The 16,519-nt window shown below is 60.7% G+C and carries 14 protein-coding genes and 1 pseudogene; 13 read left to right on the top strand and 2 right to left on the bottom strand.

All coding sequences use genetic code 11. The features are described from left to right. Positions 1-297 precede the first annotated feature (297 nt). The 4 genes and pseudogenes from aqpZ to HHJ18_RS19375 form a co-directional block, all read left to right on the top strand. Entirely contained in the window at positions 298-1,050 is a 753-nt protein-coding gene (aqpZ, locus tag HHJ18_RS19390) for an aquaporin Z (RefSeq protein ID WP_296917983.1), read from the top strand. Next, positions 1,050-1,787, top strand: a complete 738-nt coding sequence (locus HHJ18_RS19385) for a YbaY family lipoprotein (RefSeq protein ID WP_296917919.1) — start codon at positions 1,050-1,052, stop codon at positions 1,785-1,787. Before aqpZ ends, HHJ18_RS19385 begins: the two co-directional genes overlap by 1 nt. Further along, positions 1,784-3,319 carry a carboxylesterase/lipase family protein gene (locus tag HHJ18_RS19380; RefSeq protein WP_296917917.1) on the top strand — a complete coding sequence of 512 codons (1,536 nt, stop codon included), beginning with the start codon at positions 1,784-1,786 and terminating at the stop codon, positions 3,317-3,319. The genes HHJ18_RS19385 and HHJ18_RS19380 overlap by 4 nt, the downstream gene beginning before the upstream one ends. Before the next feature lie 378 nt (positions 3,320-3,697). Then, positions 3,698-5,655 (top strand): annotated as a pseudogene (locus tag HHJ18_RS19375) (Tn3 family transposase); the annotation flags it as partial. Positions 5,656-5,827: 172 nt separating this feature from the next. On the opposite strand, the gene HHJ18_RS19370 reads toward HHJ18_RS19375, so the two are convergent. Further along, the gene (locus HHJ18_RS19370) at positions 5,828-6,952 is read right to left on the bottom strand and encodes a magnesium transporter CorA family protein (RefSeq protein WP_296917915.1); all 1,125 of its coding nucleotides are present in this window, start codon (positions 6,950-6,952) and stop codon (positions 5,828-5,830) included. Positions 6,953-7,065: 113 nt separating this feature from the next. After that, positions 7,066-8,082, bottom strand: a complete 1,017-nt coding sequence (gene hemB, locus HHJ18_RS19365) for a porphobilinogen synthase (RefSeq protein ID WP_296917912.1) — start codon at positions 8,080-8,082, stop codon at positions 7,066-7,068. A gap of 356 nt (positions 8,083-8,438) precedes the next feature. Between hemB and HHJ18_RS19360 the strand changes: the two genes are divergently transcribed. From HHJ18_RS19360 to HHJ18_RS19320, 9 genes are all read left to right on the top strand, one after another. After that, positions 8,439-8,867: a CopD family protein gene (locus HHJ18_RS19360; RefSeq protein ID WP_296917910.1), complete on the top strand. Its 429-nt coding sequence runs from the start codon at positions 8,439-8,441 to the stop codon at positions 8,865-8,867. A 251-nt stretch (positions 8,868-9,118) separates the two neighbouring features. Continuing rightward, complete coding sequence (locus tag HHJ18_RS19355; RefSeq protein ID WP_296917981.1) at positions 9,119-10,192, top strand: VanZ family protein; 1,074 nt, start codon at positions 9,119-9,121, stop codon at positions 10,190-10,192. A gap of 9 nt (positions 10,193-10,201) precedes the next feature. Continuing rightward, positions 10,202-10,615: a (2Fe-2S) ferredoxin domain-containing protein gene (locus HHJ18_RS19350; RefSeq protein WP_296917908.1), complete on the top strand. Its 414-nt coding sequence runs from the start codon at positions 10,202-10,204 to the stop codon at positions 10,613-10,615. Positions 10,616-10,714: 99 nt separating this feature from the next. Beyond that, on the top strand, positions 10,715-11,371 hold the full coding sequence (locus HHJ18_RS19345) for an alpha/beta fold hydrolase (protein WP_296917906.1): 657 nt from the start codon (positions 10,715-10,717) through the stop codon (positions 11,369-11,371). Between the two features lie 85 nt (positions 11,372-11,456). Then, positions 11,457-12,668 carry a D-alanyl-D-alanine carboxypeptidase family protein gene (locus HHJ18_RS19340; RefSeq protein WP_296917979.1) on the top strand — a complete coding sequence of 404 codons (1,212 nt, stop codon included), beginning with the start codon at positions 11,457-11,459 and terminating at the stop codon, positions 12,666-12,668. Positions 12,669-12,814: 146 nt separating this feature from the next. Next, positions 12,815-13,192: a 30S ribosomal protein S12 gene (rpsL, locus tag HHJ18_RS19335; RefSeq protein WP_026778315.1), complete on the top strand. Its 378-nt coding sequence runs from the start codon at positions 12,815-12,817 to the stop codon at positions 13,190-13,192. A 230-nt stretch (positions 13,193-13,422) separates the two neighbouring features. Next, positions 13,423-13,896, top strand: coding sequence for a 30S ribosomal protein S7 (rpsG, locus tag HHJ18_RS19330; RefSeq protein WP_011481226.1), 474 nt, complete (start codon positions 13,423-13,425; stop codon positions 13,894-13,896). Between the two features lie 217 nt (positions 13,897-14,113). After that, entirely contained in the window at positions 14,114-16,216 is a 2,103-nt protein-coding gene (fusA, locus tag HHJ18_RS19325) for an elongation factor G (RefSeq protein ID WP_296917903.1), read from the top strand. Between the two features lie 149 nt (positions 16,217-16,365). Beyond that, positions 16,366-16,519: GTP-binding protein (locus HHJ18_RS19320; protein ID WP_296912645.1), on the top strand; the 154-nt coding region annotated here is incomplete at its 3' end.

The raw sequence follows: 16,519 nt of genomic DNA, 5'->3' as shown, positions 1-16,519 counted from the left end.
TTTTTATCAATGGTTGTTATCTTGAAAAGCCAGGCCCGCCGGCGCTACAGGCGAAATTTGAAAAGGCCAGTCTGGAGGTAGCGCAAATGACTCATGAGCAGCGGAAGCCGACTGCTACGAATACCCGATTCCGGGAAGTCCAATGGTCATCCACGGGAAAAAGTAGTTTGCGCACGCTTTATTACGTTTGAAGCGTGGACTCTCTTTGCTGAGGGCGGTAGCATAATTTTGAGGTGTGAATGCGCCACCAAAAACCACTTTCATAAACATAAACATAAACATGAAGTGGAGTGGAAAATGCCCTTAAGCAATCGTCTAGCCGCTGAAATCTTTAGCACCATGTGGCTAGTGCTAGGAGGTTGCGTCAGTGCCGTACTTGCCGCTGCCTTTCCGGGACCGGGGATAGGTTTTGCTGGCTTTTCGCTCGCTTTCGGCCTGACCGTTCTCACGATGGCCTACGCTGTCGGCCACGTATCCGGCTGTCATCTGAACCCTGCCGTTTCCTTGGGTCTGGTGGTCGGCGGCCGCTTCAAGGCCAAGGATCTGCTGCACTACGTGGCGGCGCAAGTTGCCGGCGCAGTCGTTGCAGCCAGGGTGCCGTATTTGATCGCCTCGGGCAAGGCCGGTTTCGACCTCCAAGGCGGCCTTTCCTCAAACGGCTACGGCGAGCATTCGCCGGGCGGCTACTCGCTCACGGCTGCCTTGGTTTGCGGGTTCGTGATGACGTTTTTCTTGCTAATGATCATCCCAGGTGCGACCGACGAGCGGGCGCCGTCCGGCTTTGCGCCGATCGCTATCGGCTTAGCACTGACGCTGATTCACCTGATCAGCATCCCGGTCACCAACACCTCGGTAAACCCAGCGCACAGCACCGGGCCGGCATTCATCGTGGGCGGCTGGGCGCTGTCGCAACTGTGGCTGTTCTGGATCGCGCCATTGCTCGGCGCCGCCGTGGCGGGCGTCGCGTACCGTTTTGTCAGCGGTGAATGCAGTCAAGCCGCGGGGATCGAAGGACCCGCAGACTTAAGCCAACTGGCCAAGGCCAAGTGATGCCGATTCTTCAGCTTCGGTGGCGCTGGGCAGCTCTGATTTGCCTCCTGCAGGCAGTACCTGTTTGGGCCGCATCTGTGGAAGGCGAAGCGCTCTATCTAGAACGCATCCTGCCACCTGCAGGTGCCGTCCTCGTCGTTAGCCTCGAGGACACCGCCCGAGCCGATGCGCCGGCGACCGAACTGGCGTCGTCCAGCATGCGACTGGTAGCCGGGCCGCCGTATCGCTGGCGGCTCGACTATGACGAGCGCCTGGTCACTTCCACGAGTCGCACTGTGCTGCGAGCCCGAATAGATACGCCTCAGGGGATGTGGATGTCGACGGACACGGTGGTGCCTGCGTCGACACCGGCCCCTGTTTTGCAACTGCGCATGGTTAAAACGAATGCGCCTCGATGCGCAGGCGCCGACACACAAGTGGGCATGAATGACTGTGCGTACGAAGGGTTTCTCGAAGCGTCGGCAGGGATGAGCCGGCAGTTGCGCCTCATCGAAACAGCGCTGACATCGGCGCAGCGATCGCAGTGGCGGCGGGTGCAAAAATCTTGGCTGGCCTACAGGACCGAAACTTGCCAATTCGAGGCGAGCGCCGTGGGAAACGGAAGTGCCCGATCCATGGTCCAGTGGCAGTGCTCCGACAGGATGACAAGGCAGCGCACTGCAGAGTTGTTCCGTCTGACTGCGTGCCCCGAAGGTGACATTGCCTGTCCGGTTCCGCGACTGAAAAGGGCACCATGATTCGACGACTTTGGTCGAGCGCCAACCTCGTGCTGGCGCTCCTGATTGCTGTGCCAATGGCTTGCTTGGCCCAAGCACCCATGGCCGTGACAGCGTCCGGACCCGTTCAAGGGCTGGAGGCCAACGGCATCAACATCTTTCGCGGTATTCCCTTCGCGGCGCCGCCGGTTGGCGCCCTGCGTTGGCGCGCGCCGCAGTCCACCGAGAAATGGACTGCGGTCAGGCAGGCCACCACTGCCGGCCCGTCCTGCATGCAGACGCGTGGCATGTCACTGGAAAACGGCGGTGATCCCGGCAGATTGGACGAGGACTGTCTGTATCTGAACGTCTTCAGCCCGCGTGCCGAACAGACAGCCGGGCTCCCTGTCATGGTGTGGATTCACGGCGGCGCCCTCATTTTTGGCAGCGGTGGACTTCCCATCTACGATGGAAGCGCGCTGGCTCGCCGCGATGTCGTGGTGGTGACGATCAACTACCGCCTTGGTGCGTTTGGTTTTTTCGCGCACAAGGGACTTGACCAGGAGACCCCGGGTGGCCCGGTCAACTTCGGACTACTCGATCAGATTGCTGCCTTGCGCTGGGTTCAATCGAATATCGATGCCTTCGGCGGCGACCCCGCGAGGGTAACCATAGCAGGCCAGTCCGCCGGGGCCCAGAGCGTTCTTGCGCTGATGGCCTCGCCTTTAACCGCAGGGCTGTTCAGCGGCGCCATCGCCCAAAGCCCTTACGGGATCCCGAGCCATTCACGCGCCAAGGCCCAAGAAACAGGCGTAGCGCTTGTTATTGCCATGGGGCTTCCGGGTGCCCAGGCAAGCGCGGCATCGTTGAGGAGCATTCCCGCAGATCGCCTGGCCGAGCGTGGGAAAAAGATATCGCTCGCCCCCAGCTTCATTGTTGGCGACGAGGCCATCCCTATGCCCTTCCTCGAGGCCTTTCAAAAAGGGCGAGAGCATGCTGTTCCGCTCATCATCGGCAACAACAGTGACGACGCCAGCGTGGTGGAGTCGTTCGGCGTCGATCCTGCCGTTCTGGTACAGAAAATGGGTAAGGCGCGCATTTTTGTCCGATCGTTGTACCCTGGCGTCTCCGACCAAAGTCAGCTCGGCCGCGAAGTGGCACGCGATGCACTTTTCACGGCATTTGGGCGGCGCATTGCTTATCTGCACAGCGCCAAGGCGCCGACTTGGCGCTACTACTTTAATCACGTCGGCCCTAATGCAAGTACCGGCGTGGTTCACGGTGGCGAGGTTCCGTTTGTTCTTGGAACCTTGGATGGATGCCAGTGTATTGGCAGGGCTGTCACGCCGCTTGATCGAACGGTCGAGCGGAGGACCGCCGATCGTTGGGCCGCGTTTGTGCGCAATCACAGGCCGGCCGGGGAGGTCGAGTGGCCCATTGATGACCGTCAACGGGGTCAGGTCCTTAAAATTGGAGGCGAAGAAACAGCGCGGCCCGGCTTTATGGCGCCCCGACTAAACGCCTTCATCGCTGCGCTCAATTTTGCAGGGCGCAGAAGCAAGAAGGACTACTAGGAGTCTGGGCGCCAGAAGGATTTGAACGAGTGCGGATTGGTTCATGGCCGCCCAATCCGGCCTAGCAGATGGTGAACATGTTTGTGACCTGCATCGGTGCTATCGGCGAAGCTCGGTTCAAGCTCGCTTAGAAGCGTCATAGTTGAAGTCGCTTCAGAATTCGGAATTCAAAGCACGTAAGCGAAGTGCCCCGCCTATAAAGTCGGTCCTCTATAGCCGTTCGGCATTCTTAAAAGTCATGCTTCTTGAGTCTCCGTTTCAAGAATGCTTTTCGAGAAGATTAGGCGGACATTTCGCCCTGTAGACGCCTTCATTCTCACAAAAGCTACTCAAAACTTTTGATTTCAAAAAGAAGGAGACTGCAAGCCACGCCGTTCGATCCTGTCCGCCGCCGAGCGGGCAAACCTGCTGTTGCCACCCGATACCGAAGATGAACTCATCCGGCACTACGCCTTCAGCGAGAACGACCTGTCGCTGGTTCGCCAGCGGCGCGGCGATGCCAATCGCCTGGGCGTCGCAGTGCAGTTGTTCTTGCTGCGCTTCCCCGGTCAAGGTTTGTTGCCCAATGCCTCCATGTTAATGTCACTGCTGCAATGGATCGGACGACAACTGCGCATCGATTCATCGTGCTGGCCGCAGTATGCAGAGCGGGAGGAAATCCCGCGTGAGCATCTCCTTGAGCTGCGTGCATATATGGGCGTGGAACCATTCGGCCTGTCGCATTACCGGCAGGCCGTCCATGCCACCACCGAATTGGCTTTGCAGACGGCCAAGGGCATCGTGCTGGCTGTTAGCGTCCTCGACACGCTGCGCCAACGGCACACCATATTGCCGACGCTGGATGTCATCGAGCGCGTCTGCGCCGAGGCCATCACCCGCGCCAACCGGCGCATCTTCGAAGCCTTGCCCGAGCCGCTGTCGAACGGGCACCGGCATCGCCTCGACGATCTGCTGAAACGCCGCGACACCGGCAAGACGACTTGGCTCGCCTGGCTGCGCCAGTCGCCTGTCAAACCGAACGCCCGCCACATGCGCGAACACATTGAGCGTCTCAAAGCTTGGCAGGCACTCGATTTGCCTACCGGCATTGAGCGGCTGGTTCACCAGATTCGGCTGCTCAAGATTGCCCGCGAGGGCGGCCAGATGACGCCCGCCGACTTGGCCAAGTTCGAGCCGCAACGGCGCTACGCCACCCTCGTGGCGCTGGCCATCGAGGGTTTGGCCACCGTCATCGACGAAATCATCGACCTGCACGACCGCATTCTGGGCAAGCTGTTCAACGCTGCCAAGAACAAGTATCACCAGCAGTTCCAGGCATCCGGCAAAACCATCAACGTCAAGGTACGCCTGTACGGGCGCATCGGCCAAGCGCTGATCGACGCCAAGCAGTCGGGACGCGACCCGTTCGCCGCCATTGAGGCCGTCATGTCCTAAGACGCTTTGGCCGAGAGCGTCACCGATGCGCAGAAGCTCGCCCAGCCCGAGGACTTCGATTTTCTGCACCGCATTGGCGAGAGCTACGCCACTTTGCGTTGCTACGCCCCGGCATTCCTCGACGTGCTCAAATTGCGCGCCGCGCCCGCCGCCAAGAATGTGCTCGAGGCCGTCGAGGTGCTGCGCGGCATGAAAAACGCCCGCAAGGTGTCCGCCGATGCGCCGACCGGCTTCATCAAGCCGCGCTGGCAGAAGCTGGTCATGACCGATGCCGGAATCGACCGGCGCTACTATGAACTGTGCGCACTGTCGGAGCTGAAGAACTCGCTGCGCTCGGGCGACATCTGGGTGCAGGGCTCGAGCCAGTTCAAGGACTTCGAGGACTACTTGGTGCCGCCCGAAAAGTTCGCCAGCCTCAAGGCAGTCCAGCGAATTGCCGCTGGCCATGATGACCGACTGCGACCAGTACCTGCACGACCGGCTAACACTGCTGGAGGCGCAGCTTGCCACGGTCAACCGCCTGGCAGCAGCCAACGAGCTGCCGGACGCCATCATCACCGCCGAAGGGCGATGCGACCTATGACTCGCTCAAGCCGATGACCGGCGGCACGCTCAACATCAAGCACATCCGCGCCCATTGGAATGAAATCCTGCGGTTGGCCACGTCCATCAAGCAGGGCACGGCGACGGCCTCACTGATGCTCAGGAAGCTCGGCAGCTACCCACGCCAAAACGGTCTCGCTGTGGCCCTGCGTGAGCTGGGCCCCATCGAGCGCGCGCTGTTCATCCTGGACTGGCTATAAAGCGTAGAACTGCGCCGCCGTGTGCATGCTGGGCTGAGCAAGGGCGAAGTCCGCAACGCGCTGGCCCGCGCCGAGTTCTTCAACTGGCTGCGGAAAATCGGAGGCGACGACTATTCTGACACCGGGGGGCAGCGTCAGAGCGCAACGCAGGCCCGGTTTTTACTATTAAATAAGGCTGCAGCCCAATAGATACGGGCGCAAGCTGCTATTAAATTTATAGCAAAATCAGGGCCAACCAAGTCCGCCAAGAACCGCCGGGCTGCCGCGTCCCCTAGCGCCCGGTTCTGGCCAGATAGCGTTTGCGCCAGAACACCAGCACGATCACCGCCACCAGCACGATCATGAAGCCCAGCGTCCACCAGAAACCGGTGGCGCTGTGAATGATCGGCAGGAACTCGAAGTTCATGCCGAAAAATCCGGTGATCAGGTTCAGCGGCAGGAAGATGGCGGTGAGCGCGGTCAGGGTGCGCATGATGTCGTTGGTGCGGTGGCTTTGCGCCGAAAAATGCATTTGCACGGCGGCCTCGGCGCTTTGCTCCATGCGCCGCACATGGTGGACCACGCGCTCGATGTGCTCGAGCACGTCACGCGAGCGGATTTTCAGCAGCTCGCGTTCGCGCTTGGCGACCGGCGTCTCGCCGTCGGGCCAGGTTTCAATCGAATCGATCCAGTCCTGCACCGCCGAGCGCTGGTCTTCGCAGATTTCGTCAAGCTGGTGCAGCGCAAGCCGGGCTTCGAGTACCGAATTCCAGTTGTTAAATCGGGTACGCGGATTGATCAGTTCTACCTGCCAGTGGTCGAGTTGGCGCGTCAGCTCGCGCCGCAGCGCCAAATAGCCATCAACCATCTGGTTGACCAGACGCAGCATCAGGTCGGCCGGGCTGGCGGGCAGCTTGACGCCGCTGGCGCGCGCCTCGGGCGAGGTGGCGCTCAGCAGCTTGAGCGCATAGGCATCGCGCACGGCGCAGTCGTTCGGGTGCACCGTCAGCAGCAGGTGGTCAAAAATCGCAAAGCCCACCGGGCTGGTGTCAATGCGTCTGAGCACCGGCGGTCCGCCGCGTTTCATGGGCGCCTGCTGCGCTGGCGCCGGCTCGGCGGGCGCGCCTGGGTCGGCTTGCCTGGGGCCGGTGGCCAGGCGGCGGAACACCAGCATGTCGTATTGCGAGGTGTAGTCGTAGTGCGAGGGCAGCTGGTTGTTCAGCAGGTCGGAGACGTGAAGGTCCACCAGCTGGGTGCCGCACAGGGCCAGCAGCATGGCCTGGATCTGCGCCTGCAACTGCTCAAACTCGCTGCGCGAACAGGCGAGCCAGATAAAGCCTTGCGCCGGCAGTTGCGTCGGCAGGCTGTCGGTCTCGGTGATGCCCGGGCCACCGGAGGTAATGTTGAAAACACGCATGGACGCTTTCGCTCCGTTTTAAAGTGCAAAACAGGCTTCTAGCCAAGGCAGGACGAGCGCGAGTAGCTATTATATTAATAGCAATCAGGGCCGTCTAAGTGGGGGCTGCCGGCTCAGGCCTGGCGCAGCTTTTTGGCGGCTTCGATGGCGAAGTAGCTCAGCACGCCGTCGGCGCCGGCGCGCTTGAAGGCCAGCAGGCTTTCCATCATCACCGCATCGTGGTCAAGCCAGCCGTTTTGCGCGGCGGCCTTGAGCATGGCGTACTCGCCGCTGACCTGGTAGGCAAAGGTTGGCACCTGAAACTCGTCTTTCACGCGGCGCACCACGTCCAGATAGGGCATGCCGGGCTTGACCATCACCATGTCCGCGCCTTCGGCCAGGTCCATGGCAACTTCGCGCAGCGCCTCGTCGGTGTTGCCCGGGTCCATCTGGTAGACCTTTTTGTCGGATTTGCCGAGGTTGCCGGACGAGCCCACGGCATCGCGAAACGGCCCGTAAAACGCGCTGGCGTATTTGGCGCTGTAGGCCATGATGCGGGTGTGGATGAAGCTCTGGCTTTCCAGCGCCTGGCGGATCGCGCCTATGCGGCCGTCCATCATGTCGCTGGGCGCGACGATGTCGACGCCGGCCTCGGCCTGTGTCAGTGCCTGCTGCACCAGCACTTCGAGTGTCTCGTCATTCATGATGTAGCCGCTGGCGTCAGGCAGGCCGTCCTGGCCGTGGCTGGTGTAGGGGTCGAGCGCCACGTCGGTCATCACGCCGAGCTCTGGAAAGCGTTTTTTGAGTTCGCGCACGACGCGCGGCACCAGGCCCTCGGGATTCAGCGCTTCCTCGCCGTCCGGCGTTTTCAGGGACGCGTCGATCACCGGAAACAGCGCCATCACCGGGATGCCCAGCGCCACGCACTCCTCGGCCACCGGCAGCAGCAGGTCCAGGCTGAGCCGCTCGACGCCGGGCATGGAGGCGATGGCAAAACGCTGCTGGCTGCCGTCGGTGACAAACACCGGGTAGATCAGGTCGTGGGCGGTCAAGGCGTGCTCACGCACCAGGTTGCGCGTGAAGCTGTCACGGCGCAGCCGACGGGGGCGGCCCATCGGAAAGGGAGCGAAGTTGGAGGCGTGCAATGTCATCGGTCCATTGTGCCAAAGCCGCGGGCGGGTCTCGAATTATTTGAATCTGCGCGCCGGCTCCTGCTGGTTAAATGCGAACTGGTTGGAAATTGCCGGCTACGAGCCGCATCCCCAGCGTGTGTGGGAGGTGAGTAGAATAAGTCGTGCTGTCGCCTTTCCCGGGCGGCTGCATCCCGCTTTCCTCCCTGAGCGGGGCCTTTGCGTGTGACAGCAAAAAGGCTTCACAGCCCGGCAGGCATTGGTGCCGTCGGGCTTTTTTTTATTCCAGGCGGGAAGTGGATTTTGTCTGAATGACACCGGCGGGTCGCGCCACGCATATGTCTTAAAGTGAAAAGTGTGGCGGCTACACTCCAGCCATGCTCTGGATCAAATCACTTCACATCGTTTTCATTGCCAGCTGGTTCGCTGGGCTTTTTTACCTTCCCCGGATTTTTGTCAACCTGGCGATGGTGCCGCCCGAAAGCGTGGCGGAGCGCGCGCGCTTGCTGCTGATGGCGCGCAAGCTGCTGCGATTCACCACGCTGATTGCCGTTCCCGCGCTGGTGTTTGGCTTCTGGCTGTGGCTGGGCTATGGCATTGGGCGCGGCCCGGGCAATGGCTGGATGCACGCCAAGCTGGCCATCGTGCTGCTTTCCATCGGCTACCACCACGCCTGCGGCCGTGTGCTGGACAAGTTTGTGGGCAACCGCAACACGCGCAGCCACGTCTGGTTCCGCTGGTTCAACGAAGTACCGGTGCTGCTGCTGCTGGCGGCCGTGATCCTGGTGGTCGTCAAGCCCTTTTAGAGGGCGTTCATAAAGCCATCGGCATCGTGAACAAATCCGACAAGCCAGCAGACGCGGGCAGGCCGGCTTTGCCGGATGCCTCGCGTCGTCCCCTGCAAGGAGAGGCAGAACTACACGAAGCGGAGCGTAGTGAGGATGTCAGGGGTGTGCCCAATTCTCAAGAGGGAAAGGCACTACACGCAGCGCAGCGCAGTGAGAACGATGGGGGTGCGCCAAACTCTGTGAAAACTACCTCCTGGCCGCTGGCGCTGATGCTGGTCTGCCTGGTGGTGTACGCCAGCCTGTACCCGTTTAACGAATGGCGCGACCAGGGCATTTCGCCGCTGCGCTTTCTGAGCGCGCCGCTGCCGCAGTATTGGACCGGTTTTGACGTGGCCATCAATGTGCTGGGCTACGCGCCGCTGGGTTTCTTGCTGGCGCTGTCAGCGCTGCGCAGCCGGCGTGTGTCCTGGGCCATCACGGCGGCGGTGGTGGCTGGCGCGCTGCTGTCGCTGGGCATGGAAACACTGCAAAGCTACCTGCCCTCGCGCGTTCCTTCCAACGTCGATCTGGCGCTCAACACGCTGGGTGCCTGGCTGGGCGCCTGTTGCGCCTGGGCGCTGGAAAAAAGCGGCCTGGTTGATCGCTGGAGCCGTTTTCGGGCGCGCTGGTTTGCCCAGGATGCACGCGGCGCGCTGGTGTTGCTGATGCTGTGGCCGCTGGCGCTGCTGTTTCCGGCCTCGGTGCCGCTGGGCCTGGGCCAGGTGTTTGAGCGCCTGGAGTCGGCGCTGGCCGAGGCGCTGGACAACACCCCGTTTCTGGAATGGTTGCCGGTGCGCGATCTGGAACTGCAGCCGCTGGTGCCGGTGGCCCAGCTGCTTTGCGTTGCGTTGGGCGCGCTGATTCCCTGCCTGCTGGGCTATTGCGTGATCCGCCTGCGCTGGCAACGTGCGGCTTTTGCCGCGGCCATGCTGAGCGCCGGCATTGCCGCATCGGCCTTGTCTGCCGCCCTCAGCTACGGGCCCGAGCATGCCTGGGCCTGGCTTGATGAGCCGGTGCAGGTCGGCCTGGAACTGGCGGCGCTGCTGGCCGTGCCGCTGCTGCTGCTGCCGCGCCGCGGCGCCGCCACTTTGGCGCTGCTGGCGCTGGCCGTTCAGCTGACGCTGCTTAACCAGGCCCCCAGCGACCCCTACTTTGCGCAGACGCTGCAAACCTGGGAGCAGGGCCGCTTTATCCGGTTTCATGGCGTGGTGCAGTGGCTGGGCTGGCTTTGGCCTTACGCGGCATTGGCCTATCTGGTGGTGCGGCTTTCCGGGCGGGAGCGCGCGGCGATGATCAAAACGTAAAATCAAGCCATGACCTCTTCCATTTCCCAAGATACTTCCGAAGTCACCGCGCTGCTGGCCCCGGACCCGAATTGCGCCAACGCCTCGGATGCCTCGAACTCTTATTACGAACGCCATATTTTCTTTTGTCTGAACCAGCGCAGCAACGGCGAAGCCTGCTGCGCCGATCACCGCGCGCAAGAGGGTTATGACCGCTGCAAATCGCAGGTCAAGGCCGCCGGCCTGTCCGGCCCCGGCCAGGTGCGCGTCAACAAGGCCGGTTGCCTGGACCGCTGCGCCGCCGGCCCGGTCGCCGTGGTCTACCCGGAAGCGGTCTGGTACAGCTATCTGGATGCCAGCGACATCGATGAGATTGTCGAGTCGCACCTGAAAAACGGCCAGGTGGTAGAGCGCTTGCGGATCCCGCCGCATCTGGGCCGCTGATTCCTTGAAAATAGGCATGATTTATAGCTGTAGCTCAATCGATACGGGCGCAAGCAGCTCTTGCTTTTATAGCAAAACGTTGGCCTGGAGCGCCTGCAAGTGAACGCGCAAACCCGCAAATCAAGCTTTCAAGGGCCGGTCGGTGCGCTGGAAATTGCTACGGACCGGCCGGTTGGTGTTTCGCGCGGCGTCGCGGTGATTGCCCATCCGCACCCGCTATTTGGCGGCACCATGGACAACAAGGTGGTGCAGACGCTGGCGCGCGCCTTCGTGCAGTGCGGCTGGACCGCCGTGCGTTTTAACTTTCGCGGTGTGGGCGGCAGCGCCGGCAACCACGACGAGGGCCGCGGCGAGCTCGATGACTTGCTGGCGGTGGTGCAGCATGCGGCGCCGCCCGAAGCGGGCGAAAGTGCGGGCGCGATGTCTTTGGCGCTGGCCGGCTTTTCGTTTGGCGCCTTTGTCACCACGCATGCCTTCGCGCGCCTGCAGGCGAGCCGCAGGATTGAAAAACTCGTGCTGGTCGGCACCAGTGTCAGTCGCGCTGCCGCAGCGCCGATTGACGCGGCCGCGCACCTCAATACGCTGGTGCTGCATGGCGAGCAGGACGACACGGTGGCGCTCAGTGCTGTGCTTGACTGGGCGCGTTCGCAAGCACTTCCTGTTACGGTTATCCCGGGGGTCGGTCATTTCTTTCATGGACAATTACCCCTGCTGAAAAGTCTGGTGGTCCGCCACCTGTCTTCGCCTTATGTCTGAAGGCGCGACGCTGCCAATCCTTCCAGTTTTTCGCTTGTTCCGTCTGCTCTTTCTGTCTTCCACTTTAGTCACCGACTCCCCCGACATGCACTGTTCACTCAAGGCCAGCATTGGCCTGCGCGGCTTCGCCGCCGCAACCCTCCTGGTTTTCTCGGCCGTTCTGGCACCCACCGCCCAGGCCCAGGCCCCGCAGGCGCCCGAGATTGCCGCACGCTCTTATTTGCTGCTCGATGTCACGGCCAACCAGATATTGGCGGCCAAGGACATCGACGCGCCGGTGGAGCCGGCCTCGCTGACCAAACTGATGACCGAATACCTGGTGTTTGACGCGCTCAAGGCCAAAAAAATCGACCTCAAGCAGACTTTCGGCGTCAGCGAGCGCGCCTGGAAAATGCCGGGCTCGCGCATGTTCATAGACCCCAAAATGAAGGTGCCGGTGGAAGACCTGATCAAGGGCATGGTGGTGCAGTCGGGCAACGACGCCACTATGGCGCTGGCTGAGGGGGTGGGTGGCACGGTGGAACACTTTGTCCAGCTAATGAACGATCAGGCCAAAGCGCTTGGCATGAAATCCACCAGCTACAAGAATCCCGAGGGGCTGACCGAGTCGGGCCACACCACCACGGCGCGCGACCTGAGCATTTTGTCGACGCGGCTGATGCAAGATTTTCCCGACTACATCGGCTATTCGGCCATCAAGAAATACCGCCTGCCCGGTACGCCCGCCGCCAACGACACCAACCGCAACACCTTGCTTTTTCGCGACCCGACGGTTGACGGCCTGAAAACCGGTCATACCGCCGCCGCCGGCTACTGCATGATTGCCACCGCCAAACGCGACTTTCCCAATCTGGGGGCCGCTGGCGCGCCCGGCGGCCGGCGTTTGCTGGCCATCGTGCTAGGGGCGAGCAGCGACAGCGCGCGCGCCAATGAATCGCAAAAACTTCTGAATTGGGGCTACACCGCCTTTGAGGCCGTCAAGTTGTTTGACGCCGGCCAGGCGGTGGTCGCGCCTTCGGTCTGGAAAGGAAAAACCGCCACCGTGAAGCTGGGCCGGACCGAGGCCATCGTGGTGGCCGTAGCCGCCGGCAGCGCGCCCAAGGTCAAGACCCAGGTGGCGCGGCCAGATCCGCTGGTGGCACCCTTTGTGAAGGGGCAGGCGCTTGGAACACTCAAGGTCATGCTGGGCGACAACCCGATGCCCCTCGCCGAAGTGCCGCTGGTGGCGCTGGAAGCCGTGGAAGAGGCCGGCATACTTGGCCGCGCCTGGGATTCGATCCGCCTCTGGATCAAGTAAGCAGCAAGGACGACGCACCAAAGGGTGCAATGTGTGTTACCAGCTGGACTTGAGCGTTTTCGGGTTCCGGCTTATACTAGAAGGCTTTTCCGCTTTCACGGCGGGACTGTTTTATTGTTTTTCGAACGTTTAGGGACGTTTTTCCAATGCCAACCATCAATCAGTTAGTCCGTCAGGGGCGCGAGGTCGAAAAGATCAAGTCCAAGAGCCCTGCGATGGAAAATTCTCCACAGCGCCGCGGTGTTTGCACCCGTGTCTACACCACCACGCCTAAAAAGCCCAATTCCGCTCTGCGTAAAGTCGCCAAAGTGCGCCTGACCAACGGATTTGAAATCATTTCCTACATCGGCGGCGAAGGCCACAACCTACAGGAGCACAGCGTGGTGCTGGTTCGTGGCGGTCGTGTCAAGGACTTGCCCGGTGTGCGTTACCACATCGTTCGTGGCGCGCTCGACCTGCAAGGCGTGAAAGACCGCAAGCAGTCGCGTTCCAAGTACGGCGCCAAGCGTCCAAAGGCCAAATAAGCCGCATTGGCTCGGACTTTGCTGTTCGCGCCAGAAGATGTTGTCATGACTTGTCATGGCTATTTTCGAAAAACAGGTGCTTGACTCACCCTGGCAGGTGTTTTGAGCGAAGTGACCCAAGTGCAAGTTGTTTGCGCCGGTCGAGTAAGTGAGGGTTGTGATAACTCTCGCGGTGCTGCAAAAAAGCAATGTTCTTTTAGCGGTGCCAACTGAAGCAAAGAGGTGAAAAAATGCCACGTCGTCGCGAAGTCCCTAAACGTGAAATTCTCCCTGATCCAAAATTTGGCGACGTTGATCTTGCCAAATTCATGAACGTCATCATGCAAGGCGGCAAGAAAGCCGTTGCAGAGCGCATCATTTACGGCGCGCTCGACTTTATCGAGAAAAAGAACCCGGGCAAAGACCCGCTGGAAGCTTTTCACATGGCCATTGGCAACATCAAGCCCATGGTTGAGGTGAAGTCCCGCCGCGTGGGCGGTGCCAACTACCAGGTGCCGGTTGAAGTGCGTCCGGTCCGTCGCATGGCTCTGGCCATGCGTTGGCTCAAGGAAGCCGCCAAAAAGCGTGGTGAAAAATCCATGTCCCTGCGCCTGGCCAACGAATTGATGGAAGCCACCGAAGGCCGTGGCGGTGCCATGAAAAAACGTGACGAAGTTCACCGCATGGCAGAAGCCAACAAAGCCTTCAGCCATTTCCGCTTCTGATTTTTTTCGATTGCAATTTCGACTGAAAAGTTTTCTGCGCTGATTTGACGGGTTGCCGACCGGCCTTTCCAGGTGTCAAGCACCTTGATTGCTGGCGGTTCAACCCCAACTTCTGCCGGCTCGGTGCCAAAAGCGCCCAGCCGGCAGACGCGTAGAAAAACAAGATAAGTATCTTGGCAACGAGTCTTTGTTCGTAACACCGAACTGAAAGTAATTTATGTCCCGCGCTACCCCCATTCAAAACTACCGCAACATTGGTATTTCCGCGCACATTGACGCCGGCAAAACCACCACCACCGAGCGGATCCTTTTTTACACCGGCGTGAACCACAAAATTGGTGAAGTGCACGACGGCGCGGCCACCATGGACTGGATGGAGCAGGAGCAGGAACGTGGCATCACGATCACCTCGGCCGCCACCACCTGCTTCTGGAAAGGCATGGACGCCTCCCTGGGCGAGCACCGCATCAACATCATCGACACGCCGGGCCACGTCGACTTCACCATTGAAGTCGAGCGTTCCATGCGCGTGCTCGACGGCGCCTGTATGGTTTACTGCGCGGTCGGCGGCGTGCAGCCCCAGTCCGAGACGGTCTGGCGCCAGGCCAACAAGTACAAGGTGCCGCGTCTGGCTTTCGTCAACAAGATGGACCGCACCGGCGCGAACTTCTTCAAGGTCGTCGAGCAGATGAAACTGCGCCTGAAGGCCAACCCCGTGCCGATGGTGGTCCCCATCGGCGCCGAAGAGCATTTCACCGGCGTGGTTGACCTGATCAAGATGAAAGCCATCATCTGGGACGAAGCTTCGCAGGGCATGAAGTTCGACTACCGCGAAATCCCGGTCGAGCTGCTGGCTCTGGCCAAGGAATGGCGCGAGAAGATGGTCGAGGCTGCTGCTGAAGCCAATGAAGAGCTCATGACCAAATACCTCGAAGAGGGTGACCTGAGCGAAGAAGAGATCAAGTTCGGCATTCGCACGCGCACCATCGCCAGTGAAATCCAGCCGATGTACTGCGGCTCTGCCTTCAAGAACAAGGGCGTGCAGCGCATGCTCGACGCCGTGATCGAATTCATGCCTTCGCCGGTCGATATTCCACCTGTCAAGGGAACGGACGAAGACGAAGCGCCCGTCACCCGCAAGGCCGACGATTCAGAGAAATTCTCTGCGCTGGCGTTCAAGCTGATGACCGACCCGTTCGTCGGCCAGTTGACCTTCGTGCGCGTCTACTCCGGCGTGCTGAAAAAAGGCGACAGCGTGTTCAACCCGATCAAGGGCAAGAAAGAGCGTATCGGCCGTATCGTGCAGATGCACGCCAACAACCGTCAGGAAGTTAGCGAAATTCGCGCCGGTGACATCGCCGCCTGCGTTGGTCTGAAAGACGTGACCACGGGCGAAACCCTGTGCGATCCGGACGCCGTCATCATGCTTGAGCGCATGGTGTTCCCCGAGCCCGTGATTGCGCAGGCCGTGGAACCCAAGACCAAGGTTGACCAGGAAAAAATGGGCATTGCGTTGCAACGCCTGGCTCAGGAAGATCCGTCGTTCCGTGTCAAGACCGACGAAGAATCGGGTCAGACCATCATCGCCGGCATGGGCGAGCTCCATCTGGAGATCATCGTTGACCGCATGAAGCGCGAGTTCGGTGTGGAAGCCAACGTCGGCAAGCCGCAAGTGGCTTACCGCGAGACCATCCGCAAGACCATCGAGGATGCCGAAGGCAAGTTCGTGCGTCAGTCGGGCGGCAAGGGCCAGTACGGCCACGTGGTGCTCAAGATCGAGCCGAATGAGCCGGGCAAGGGTATTGAGTTCGTCGACGCCATCAAGGGCGGCACGGTGCCCCGCGAGTACATCCCCGCGGTTGAAAAAGGCATTCACGAAGCCGTGACCTCGGGCGTGCTGGCCGGCTACCCGGTTGTCGACGTCAAGGTGACGCTGCACTTCGGCTCCTACCATGATGTGGACTCGAACGAGATGGCCTTCAAGATGGCTGCCATCTTTGGCTTCAAGGAAGGCTGCCGCAAGGCCAATCCGGTGATTCTTGAGCCGATGATGGCTGTTGAAGTTGAAACGCCTGAAGACTACGCCGGCAACGTGATGGGCGATCTGGCCTCACGCCGCGGCATGGTGCAGGGCATGGAAGACATGGTCGGTGGCGGCAAGGCCATCAAGGCCGAAGTGCCGCTGTCCGAGATGTTCGGCTACTCGACCACGCTGCGTTCCATGTCGCAGGGTCGTGCGACCTACTCCATGGAGTTCAAGCACTACGCGGAAGCCCCGCGCAATGTGTCCGAAGCCATCATGGCGGCACGCGCGAAATAAGCCACGCCAGATGCCGGTTTCGCAAGAGGCCGGCGTCATCATTTTCCTGTCTGCGATTGTGTGCCACGCTGTCCCCGTGCGGTGTGAACAAGCAACACAGTGCAAACGTTAAACCACACACGGGTTTGTTCTTTATCTGGAGATTGAAAATGGGAAAAGAGAAATTTTCGCGGACCAAGCCTCACGTCAACGTCGGCACCATCGGTCACGTCGACCACGGCAAGACGACCCTGACAGCAGCCATCACCACCGTGCTCGCCGCCAAATTCGGCGGTGAAGCCAAAGGCTACGACCAGATCGATG

It is taken from the genome of Polaromonas sp. (assembly GCF_012927455.1).
Lineage (GTDB): Bacteria > Pseudomonadota > Gammaproteobacteria > Burkholderiales > Burkholderiaceae_C > Polaromonas.
The sequence above is the reverse complement of the archived record's forward strand: the minus strand, read 5'-3'. Positions and strand labels throughout refer to the sequence as shown.

Coding starts and splice junctions, on each gene's coding strand:
- HHJ18_RS19370 (WP_296917915.1), bottom strand. CDS start 6,952: ATGCGTGTTTTCAACATTACCTCCGGTGGCCCGGGCATCACCGAGACC.
- HHJ18_RS19380 (WP_296917917.1), top strand. CDS start 1,784: ATGATTCGACGACTTTGGTCGAGCGCCAACCTCGTGCTGGCGCTCCTG.
- HHJ18_RS19385 (WP_296917919.1), top strand. CDS start 1,050: ATGCCGATTCTTCAGCTTCGGTGGCGCTGGGCAGCTCTGATTTGCCTC.
- HHJ18_RS19350 (WP_296917908.1), top strand. CDS start 10,202: ATGACCTCTTCCATTTCCCAAGATACTTCCGAAGTCACCGCGCTGCTG.
- fusA (WP_296917903.1), top strand. CDS start 14,114: ATGTCCCGCGCTACCCCCATTCAAAACTACCGCAACATTGGTATTTCC.
- aqpZ (WP_296917983.1), top strand. CDS start 298: ATGCCCTTAAGCAATCGTCTAGCCGCTGAAATCTTTAGCACCATGTGG.
- HHJ18_RS19355 (WP_296917981.1), top strand. CDS start 9,119: ATGCTGGTCTGCCTGGTGGTGTACGCCAGCCTGTACCCGTTTAACGAA.
- HHJ18_RS19340 (WP_296917979.1), top strand. CDS start 11,457: ATGCACTGTTCACTCAAGGCCAGCATTGGCCTGCGCGGCTTCGCCGCC.
- rpsG (WP_011481226.1), top strand. CDS start 13,423: ATGCCACGTCGTCGCGAAGTCCCTAAACGTGAAATTCTCCCTGATCCA.
- HHJ18_RS19360 (WP_296917910.1), top strand. CDS start 8,439: ATGCTCTGGATCAAATCACTTCACATCGTTTTCATTGCCAGCTGGTTC.
- rpsL (WP_026778315.1), top strand. CDS start 12,815: ATGCCAACCATCAATCAGTTAGTCCGTCAGGGGCGCGAGGTCGAAAAG.
- hemB (WP_296917912.1), bottom strand. CDS start 8,082: ATGACATTGCACGCCTCCAACTTCGCTCCCTTTCCGATGGGCCGCCCC.